Genomic DNA, 9,215 nt, shown 5'->3' on the forward strand with positions numbered 1-9,215 from the left:
CTGGGTACAGAGCGGCAATCTTTCGATAACCATATCGGAATTTATGCTGTTTGCACAAGTCGCCAATCTGCTGATCTCGAATCTCCTTTTGTGTGAATTGCCCCGCATTTTTTCTCCAACCATAGTATGACGAGCGACCCACGCCTAGATGACGACAAATCTCCCCAATTGGCATAATATCCTTTAATTCTTCGACTAATTGAATTACTACTTTTGGCGCCACTCCCTTTCCAATTCCGCGTACTTTTTTAAAACTTCAATCTGTTGCTTCAAATCTCGATTCTCTGCCTGTAGCCTGGCTGTCTCGTTTTCATATTCCGGTCCTTTGCCAAAGGCATATTGTTTACCAACTGGTTGTTTAAGCCGGTGTATTTCTCCGTTTCGATACCAATGCATCCATCTCTTCAATTGCGTTTTGTTTCGAATGTTCAATTTTTCCATTACTTCCTTTACCGGCACCTTAGCCAATCTCATTTCAATCGCCTTCATTTTCACTTCTACTGGATAACTGACTCTTGTACCCATAGAAAAAACACCTCCGCAATGAATTTAGGTATTGTATACCCGCTTTTCAACGAAAGGTGCTTTTATTTGTCTCATTTGTTTAGGTCAGTGCAGCAGCTCAATGTTCTGTAACTAAAGCACCCGTTAGTTGAATAACACTACTTCTGTGATAAAGGTCTTTCTGGTCTATTAGGGCAATATTTGCAATTAAGGTCACTACATTTAGATTCAATCCAACTATTACATTTAGGACAAAAATACGTATCAAAATCATCATAATAAACTAAATTAAACTTGCATTTAGAACAATACTTTTCTTGTTCAATTTGACCATAAAATTCAAAGTCATCTATTAGCACTTTGCTATCTACTTCTATTATTTTCATAAACAACCTCCATAAAATTAATGAACCTGTTGCGTCAGTTCAATAAGAAAAAGGCTTTACCCCTTCTTGAAGTAAAGCACCCGTTAGTTAAAGAAGTTTATTTAAATCGATTGATTGAAAAAGGAGAAATGTTTTGTTCTGTCTTCCCTGAAATAATCAATTCACTTAAAATCTGTCCAACTACACTGCTAAATTTAAAGCCATGTCCTGAGAAGCCTGATGCAATGGCAACGTTTGAATAGTTAGGATGCAAATCGATAATGAAATCTTCATCAGGAGTCAGTGTATACATACAGGTTTTACCGTACTTCAATTGTTGTGTAGAAGGCATATAGTTATGTAAAAATTGTCTTAAATCTGTCTCGTCTTTCTCTAGTTCACCAAATCCCAGGATGGCTTCATCTGGATTGATTGTTTCTCCTCCATCATGTCGGCCTACTTTTAATCCGGAACCATTGATGCTTGGAAAACCATAATATAGTCCTTGAGATGTCTCAAACGAAAAGGCTGGAAAATCTTTATGATTATACAAATCTTCATTGACATCAAACCAAGCAAATGTTTTTCTAACTGGATTTAGAGGGAGATTTAAATCTAACATGGAAAGGAGACTTCCTGACCATGCTCCTGCTGAAACCACTAACGCATCAGCGGTAAAAGTTTGACCCTCGGTTTTGATGGTAACTATTTTATCATGAACCGATAATTCTCTCACCTTACTATTGGTTAAGATGGTAGCTCCGTGTCGCTCTGCAAGTTCTCGATAGGCTTCAATGCATTCCTCACATTTCAGCACTCCTGATGTTGGTTCAAAGCACCCAATATACTTGTTTGGTATAGTGATGCCCGGCCAACGCTTATTCACTTCAATTGAATCTAAAACCTCAAGTGGCAATGAATAGGCTTTTGAACTTAAGATGATATTCTGGATAAAATCCGTTTTTTCATGGCTCACGTTTAGAACTCCGGTTGGGAGAAATAATTGTTTTCCCGTCACTTTCTCTAATTCGTTCCATAATTCTTGAGCCTTGAGCGCCAACGGAACGTATTCTTCACCTTCACCATACGCATGCCGAATGATTCTCGTGTCACCGTGATGACTCCCTTTGTTATGGGGCGGGCTAAAGGAATCTAATAATAAAGTTCTTTTCCCACTCTTTGATAAAAAATAACCTGCAGCCATGCCCATCGAACCTGCTCCAATTACAATTACGTCATAATGCATAGTACGTTACCCCCCTCGTAAATAAATACCCATACCACTAAAGTCTTAAGTATTGGGTAATATCCTCTTATTTTAACTAATATTCTAACACTTAACAATCAGGCTAACCTGCTTCGTTTAGCTTAAGTACAATCCTCACAATCTCATCGATAAATAGCCGATTTTCTTTTAGAATGCTCCTCCTCAATATGGCCCGATTGTTGAACACAAGTTAAACAACACTGTTCAACTAACCTGCCGCGTTAGTTCAATAAGAAAAAACTACCCTTGCAGGCAGCCACTTGTTTAACTAAAGCACCCGTTAGGACAATAAGAAATTCATTTATTATTTGTACTGCTTTTCACTAGTTCAATAAAATTGACTAAAACACAAACCAATCCTACCCGAGAGAGGTGAATGCGCTTCTACCGATACACATTCGGCTGATTAGAGGCAGCCGCGAGCTGAGCTGGACAGCTTCCCTCAGCGCAACCGATCCCCGCGCTTCTTCACGTAGTGTGCAAACACAAAGCGCCAAGGAATGACGAAAGGAACAATCACGACCATCAAGCAGGCATAGGCTGTCGCCAAGGTTGATTCGTCCATTTGACCGGCCGACCACAGTGGGAGTGCAACGACGATCAGCCAGATTGACTTCCACACCAATTCCCACAGAAGCAAAGGTAGCATCTGCAACGGATACCGCAGCCCAAGGATTGACAGAAGCGAAAAGGCGGTCAGCATGCAGGCGACTACTCCATCCATAAGCTCCCAAGAATTCTCCTGTTGGATGAACTGATTGATGACTTCCGGCCATTGTACGATACCGAGCCCCACGACGATAAGAAGGTACAGCGCCCTCAGTAAATAAAGACGAAATAACGAGACCTCGTACATTTTTTCAGTATCTTTGTTAGAATTCATTTTTTCTCCTTCTTATAAATATAAATTTGATAGTAATTAGACATACGTCTTCCTTATCCACTCCGTTTAGCTAGATAATGTTTAAATCGGTGGGGACGATTAATCACCTTTCCGTTCCTTTTTTATCTGCCTAATAGCTATCCATACACCCATAATTCCCGCAGCAGATGAAGCTGGAAAACCAATTATAAAAGTATCCCATTGTCCTGTTAGCAATGATATAACTACAAAAACAACTGGAAAACCAATTAATACAAACAATGAAAGAAATAACCCTAATTTAGTGTCCTTTTTCACTTTGCTCCTCCCTTTCACTTTATATATATGCCTTCTTGCATTTTTCGAACTTCTTATATCTACGAATAATTATAGAAATTTTTAATACTTGTTGTTAAACTAACCTGCCGCTTTAGTTCAATAAGAAAAAAGAGTTACCTAAGCAACCAGATGATTTTTACTAAAGTACCTCGTTAGTTGAATAAGCATCTACTATGCTATTTACATTACGATCTTACTGTGACATCTTTCTTATTTTGCTTGGAACCAAAAGATAACTAACTGCATATCTTACTAAAGTGCCTTGTAGTAAAATAAATTCCAGTGTTAAATCCTTCCATCCTTTCCCTTTAGAAAATGAAACAAACAATGATTCAAAGAGTGACGAAAAAAATCCGTATGCAAGAACGTAAAAAAAGGGGAAAAAGCGATGTTAGAGAAACAATTCAATCTTAAATGAGGCAGAAGATGTATCGTCAATTGCGAGACTATTAAAATGAAAATTGATTAAAATTAAAAGGAGATGTGGCCTTGAATAAAACTATTCAAAGTCTTATCAAGGAAATTGTTAAAGTGGAAGTTTCAGGAAAAAACCAAATCAGTGGTACGATAATTGACTTAGGTAGTGATATGTTAGTACTTTTTAACGGTACAAATTTTATGTATATTCCTCTCGAGCATATCCAAAACTTTGAAATGGATCAAGACAATGAAGAAAATATCCAAGGTCCTACAGAAGACCCGAGTATAAAAGCTTTAGAAAATCAACAAGATTTGACGTTTAAAGAAACACTAGAAATTGCAATTGGTAGGCTTGTGGAAATCTATATGATAGACAACCAACCTCTGCATGGTCAAATAATAAGTGTTCAAGACGATTATTTCGTATTTTATTCCCCGATCTATAAAACGATGTATATTCCAATTACTCATCTAAAATGGATAATTCCATATGTTCAAAATGAAGGACTTTATGGAATAAATGAAAAGAATAAAATAGTAGGATCGAATAGTGAGGTGCTTGCGAATACTTTTAAAAAGCAAATTGAAAAGTTTATTCATAGAATTGTCGTATTAAATATTGGTGGAATAAAAAGCCATAATGGAAAAATAAATAATATCGATGAACAAATAATGGAGATTCAAAAAGCAAGATCAGATGCTATATACCTAAATATTAATCATATAAAAACCCTTCACTTAGTGTAACAAAACGTAAAAATAGCAACAGCAAGAAGTATGAAAAGTGCATGCTTCTTGCTGTTGCTATTTATGTTCTTACAATTCAATGGCTAGGCAATCTATGTTTAGATACTTTTGGTTTCATTGATTTAAACGAGTTCTACATTACGAGATTTCTTGGTACACATAGCCCTCGGTAATAATGTAGTGATCATTTCGTCCAAAGCGAAAACGAAAACATACGAGTGTAAAATAGGATCTTTGCACTTTTTTCAAACTTTAACGGTGGAAATTGGTCAAATAGCCGTATTCTATCAAAAAATTATAATGCCTTATGGACATACATCTCAAGTCGAGCAACTTGAACTGAATATACTTACATAGAATGGACAAACAAAAAAAGAGAGGAAATGGTATATGTATGAGTTTAGAAATAGGAATCGCCAGTTTGGTATTCCTTGCGACCATGTTAGTCATTTTTTGGAGACCTAGAGGACTGAATGAGGCATGGCCAGCGTCAATTGGCGCAGCGATTATTTTACTTGCTGGAATTGTATCTCAAGCAGATATTATGGATATCATCAGTAAAATCGGTGGTGCTTCCGTAACAATTATGGCAACGATTGTAATGGCTGTTATATTAGAGAGTTTCGGATTTTTCAACTGGGCAGCTGCAAGACTTGCCAATTTAGCGAAAGGTTCTGGTTACCGTCTATATTGGTATATTCAGTTACTATGTTTTTTGATGACACTCTTGTTTAATAATGACGGAAGTATTTTAATAACAACTCCAATTCTAATCCTACTACTTCATAACCTTCGTCTTAAGCCCCATCAGCAACTTCCGTATTTGTTGAGCGGTGCACTTATTGCAACAGCTTCGAGCGCTCCTATTGGAGTAAGTAATATTGTTAACTTAATCGCTTTAAATATTGTGGAGATGTCTTTATGGATGCATACAGCGATGATGTTTGTTCCCGCTACATTAGGTTTGTTGTTTATGTCATACTTGATGTACATCGTTGTAAAGAAAAAACTCCCAAAAATATTGCCAGATGCCGCAATAGATATTGAGGAACATTTTTTTACAAAAAATTTCCACCCTTTAAAAATGAAGACCTCAATAGAAACGAAACAGAAACGAACAAAATTTATGCTGAAGATATTGCTATTTGTTTTTACTATGCGTGTTCTACTTTTCGTAGCATCATATATCAATGTACCTATTGAATTTGTAGCAGTACTCGGATCCTTTGTCCTGCTAATGTGGAGATGGTATCAATTAGGTACGAACCCATTGGATATATTGAAGAAGACACCTTGGCATATTCTAATATTCGCTTTCTCTATGTACGTGATTATATACGGTTTGCATAATGTCGGCTTAACTAACTTATTAGTACAATGGTTTGAACCTATCGTCAATCAAGGTCTGTTCCAAGCAAGTTTTATAATGGGAGGCTTAGTATCCGTACTTTCCAACTTGTTTAATAACCACCCGGCTTTAATGGTTGGAACGATTACATTAACGGAAATGGGATTAAATCCAATCACATTAAAAACAATTTATCTAGCAAACATTATTGGAAGTGATATGGGGTCATTATTGTTACCAATTGGAACGCTCGCTTCGCTAATTTGGATGTCTATCTTAAGGAACAATAAGATAAAAGTTACTTGGAAGGATTATTTAAGTGTATCGCTCATTGTTATCCCAATTTCCACAATCGTCACATTGACACTGTTATTTTTCTGGGTACAGTTGGTTTTTGCAAATTAAAGGTAGGGAGCAGGAATATTTCACTCAAGAAATATTCCTGCTTATCTATTAAATGAATTAAAAAAGATAAGGAATTTCAAGATGTATAAATCATGGATCCTTTCAAAATTTCGAGCTATTTAGATTGGTAAATATGAAAATTTATATAGTTTTAACGTTTTTGCATCTTTTAAGGAAAAGCAAAGATCCACAAGAATGAGAATGCACGTTCTTGTCTGTGTTAATACCTCCAATATAAATTCTATAAAATTGATGGCATACATATACTTTTTTAAGAAGCTCAGTTAAACGATACTATTGATTTACGCTGCATGCGGACGCTTTCCATTACAATCAAATTAAATTAGTAAAAATCACAGTAAAATATTACACATATAAAAATATAAACTTTTGTTTTAAATCAGTCCTAGTATGTATATGTTTATCTTGTGAAATATGATACAAAACAACTTGTACATTTTCATATCACATGTATTTATTAACCAATATTACCCAGTGAATTACTTTTTAATTGTGTAAATACTTTACGGTTGTTTAAGTGTAGCATTTCACAATGGATTTTGAGAATTACTTGATGCTTCAGATAAAAAAATAGACCATCGAAAATGATGGTCTTGTTTAACTAAAGCACCCGTTAGTTTAAGTAGAATCCTTCACAATCTCTTCTACACCTTAATATAACTCCACTCCATTAAATAAGGGATTCCGTTTCAATTGAACGGAGACAATCTTCAAAAGTCTCTTTGAATACACAAACATGAACAAAATCAGTTAATCCAATGAAGGGGGCGTTGTATATGAGAGGGTAATGTTGTCTTTACATCACCTTTAGCCGAATTAATTTGCATTTGAGTTAAAAACATACTCGTAGATAAGTTCGCTCCCCTTAAATCAGCATCACGCAAATCAGCACCAATAAAATCGACACCTCTTAAATCTGCATTCCTCATATCTGCAGCAATCAAATATGCTCCCCTTAAATCTATCGCTCTTAAATCTTTACCTCTTAATTTTTTGCCAATCCAGTCAGCTCTTTCATGAATATAATTCTTAGCATTTCTAGTGCTAGGTAACTTTGAAATTAAGCTTTCTCGAATATACTTGCTGGTTTCCGAAAGCAATTTATTTATTGGAAATCTGTACATCACTAAATCAAGAGATAATAATTGTTCAGCATCGAGTTTTGTTAAGTTCTGCAATTCTTTTAACTGCACACTCAATTTATCAGACAAAGCACGGGGAATGTCATACGACAAGGCTTCTGCCGTGTAGGCAATCATTTCATGTATTTGTTCCATTATTGGAAACACTTGGAACATTTTATCTCCAATTTTAGGATTATCTCGCCAACTTTGACCTTTAAAAGTAACTTGAGAAACGACTTGTCCAGCACCTAAACAGTCAAACACTGTACATCCCTTAAAACCTCTCTCACGTAGGTCACTGTGAATTTGACAACCATAATCAGATTGTAAATTAACACAAGGTCTACCTGCTGGCTTGTTAATTTGAAAATCACTCGATGCTACAATATTAAGTGCTGTGCAACAAAGTCCAAAGCACTTCGTACAATCAGCTGTTAAACTTTCTCTAATATTTTTGGCTGTTTCATTATACATTTTTATATCCTCTTTAAATTTTCTAATTTTTATTTGAAGAAAACCTCTGATTCTATTGTACTTGAATCTTCAACAATATGGACCCGATTGTTAAACAAGGCTAAAACATTTTTCTTCAACTAAACTGCTTCGTTACTTCAATAAGAAAAAAGGCTTTACTCCTTCTTGAAGTAAAGCACCCGTTAGTTCAATAAGATAACAAATTCAATTGTGTTTTTTACTTTCATCATTTTTAAAAGCCTTCATTATTCCTAAGATAACTGCACCAATTAGACCACCTATACTCAAAGCAACAAAATATCCCCAGTCTACTTCTCCGTTTTCCCATAAACTTATAATAAATACACCTATAAGCACACCAATAAACCAACCTATCATAGATTTTATCAAACTTTTAATAGCCATCCCTCCGTTGAACTAAACTGCCCCGTTAGTTGAATAACGATAAAGAACCGTCTATGCAGCTCATTGATCATTTCTAATGCTTCCGTTAGTTCAATAAGCGGAAAAATTTATCAATTGAAACCCAAAGATAACGGGTAATATAAAGATCAAAAATAGCCCAGTAAACGAGAAGTTTATAAATCTTTTTCTATCTAAACCAACTCTTAATTCCCATAGTCCCAGACATACTAAATACAAACCTAACAACATACTAATTATTGGTAATATCATCATATAAATACCCATTTTATTTCCCCCTTTAATAATTACTTTTTTATATGTATCTCATTGAACTGACATAGTCCCTTTACTTTACGTTTAACATGAATGAAAGTTCCAATATTAAGTTAATAATCCAATTTAAACTAACTAAGTCCATTTCTGCTTATTAAACTAACCTCCCTCTATAAACATTGAGGTATCAACGGTTTTCACCACTTCTAGTGTAGAAAAAAAAATTTTCATCTTTTTTATAAACATAGTCTTGAATTTATAGTTATTCTTACCAATTTGAGTGTACGCTTCGCTAAAACTAATGGAAATCATTAGCTTTTTTCTCCACTATGTGATGCACAATGGATCTCTGCGATGCTTATGATGACGTACCCTCCCATGTCTCTTAGCGTCAGTGCGCTTACATTCCTTCGTTCGGTCTATTCATAAGGCAGAGGCCAGCTAAGCTGCCCCAGGGACTCGTGGTCTTAGTGTTAGTAATAATGCCGGCTTCTCCGTGTCATCCTTCTAATTATAGGTCGTTGAAAATGCTTACGCTGCCTCTGCGAGACAGTGGATATCCCTCATCATAAATTGCTCGTTAAAATAGACTTTCTTTTTACAAATGCCATGTAATATTTTCAGTAATTTACCACAGAGTACTACCATCGATTGCTTGCCC

Annotated in this window: 10 protein-coding genes; 2 read left to right on the forward strand and 8 right to left on the reverse strand. The window is 35.5% G+C overall.

Translation table 11 applies throughout. The annotated features are described in order from the left end of the window. The 6 genes from BMZ04_RS22620 to BMZ04_RS21435 form a co-directional block, all read right to left on the reverse strand. Positions 1–223: helix-turn-helix domain-containing protein (locus BMZ04_RS22620; RefSeq protein WP_218145539.1), on the reverse strand; the 223-nt coding region annotated here is incomplete at its 3' end. Further along, complete coding sequence (locus BMZ04_RS21415) at positions 208–525, reverse strand: helix-turn-helix domain-containing protein (protein ID WP_093277610.1); 318 nt, start codon at positions 523–525, stop codon at positions 208–210. The genes BMZ04_RS21415 and BMZ04_RS22620, both read right to left, overlap by 16 nt. A gap of 137 nt (positions 526–662) precedes the next feature. Beyond that, positions 663–890 (reverse strand): hypothetical protein, encoded by a 228-nt coding sequence (locus BMZ04_RS21420; RefSeq protein WP_093277615.1) that lies wholly within the window; start codon positions 888–890, stop codon positions 663–665. Between the two features lie 97 nt (positions 891–987). Further along, positions 988–2,115, reverse strand: a complete 1,128-nt coding sequence (gene solA / locus BMZ04_RS21425) for an N-methyl-L-tryptophan oxidase (protein WP_093277619.1) — start codon at positions 2,113–2,115, stop codon at positions 988–990. A 463-nt stretch (positions 2,116–2,578) separates the two neighbouring features. Next, complete coding sequence (locus tag BMZ04_RS21430; RefSeq protein ID WP_218145540.1) at positions 2,579–3,019, reverse strand: hypothetical protein; 441 nt, start codon at positions 3,017–3,019, stop codon at positions 2,579–2,581. 99 nt (positions 3,020–3,118) lie between these two features. Further along, positions 3,119–3,316 carry a hypothetical protein gene (locus BMZ04_RS21435; protein ID WP_093277624.1) on the reverse strand — a complete coding sequence of 66 codons (198 nt, stop codon included), beginning with the start codon at positions 3,314–3,316 and terminating at the stop codon, positions 3,119–3,121. A 510-nt stretch (positions 3,317–3,826) separates the two neighbouring features. Here BMZ04_RS21435 and BMZ04_RS21440 point away from each other — a divergent pair. Both BMZ04_RS21440 and BMZ04_RS21445 read left to right on the forward strand, forming a co-directional pair. Further along, entirely contained in the window at positions 3,827–4,504 is a 678-nt protein-coding gene (locus BMZ04_RS21440; RefSeq protein WP_093277627.1) for a hypothetical protein, read from the forward strand. A gap of 394 nt (positions 4,505–4,898) precedes the next feature. Further along, positions 4,899–6,257, forward strand: a complete 1,359-nt coding sequence (locus tag BMZ04_RS21445) for an arsenic transporter (protein ID WP_093277632.1) — start codon at positions 4,899–4,901, stop codon at positions 6,255–6,257. A gap of 767 nt (positions 6,258–7,024) precedes the next feature. Here BMZ04_RS21445 and BMZ04_RS21450 read toward each other — a convergent pair. Further along, a complete protein-coding gene (locus tag BMZ04_RS21450) occupies positions 7,025–7,876 on the reverse strand; it encodes a pentapeptide repeat-containing protein (protein WP_093277637.1) in 852 nt (283 codons plus the stop codon). A gap of 204 nt (positions 7,877–8,080) precedes the next feature. Next, positions 8,081–8,281, reverse strand: a complete 201-nt coding sequence (locus BMZ04_RS21455) for a hypothetical protein (protein WP_093277641.1) — start codon at positions 8,279–8,281, stop codon at positions 8,081–8,083. Positions 8,282–9,215 lie beyond the last annotated feature (934 nt).

The organism is Psychrobacillus sp. OK032, from assembly GCF_900111345.1.
Taxonomy (GTDB): domain Bacteria; phylum Bacillota; class Bacilli; order Bacillales_A; family Planococcaceae; genus Psychrobacillus.

Bases quoted from the DNA above. Each gene is read 5' to 3' on its own strand.
- BMZ04_RS21415 (WP_093277610.1), bottom strand. From the start codon at position 525: ATGGGTACAAGAGTCAGTTATCCAGTAGAAGTGAAAATGAAGGCGATT.
- BMZ04_RS21420 (WP_093277615.1), bottom strand. From the start codon at position 890: ATGAAAATAATAGAAGTAGATAGCAAAGTGCTAATAGATGACTTTGAA.
- solA (WP_093277619.1), bottom strand. From the start codon at position 2,115: ATGCATTATGACGTAATTGTAATTGGAGCAGGTTCGATGGGCATGGCT.
- BMZ04_RS21430 (WP_218145540.1), bottom strand. From the start codon at position 3,019: ATGAATTCTAACAAAGATACTGAAAAAATGTACGAGGTCTCGTTATTT.
- BMZ04_RS21445 (WP_093277632.1), top strand. From the start codon at position 4,899: ATGAGTTTAGAAATAGGAATCGCCAGTTTGGTATTCCTTGCGACCATG.
- BMZ04_RS21450 (WP_093277637.1), bottom strand. From the start codon at position 7,876: ATGTATAATGAAACAGCCAAAAATATTAGAGAAAGTTTAACAGCTGAT.
- BMZ04_RS21455 (WP_093277641.1), bottom strand. From the start codon at position 8,281: ATGGCTATTAAAAGTTTGATAAAATCTATGATAGGTTGGTTTATTGGT.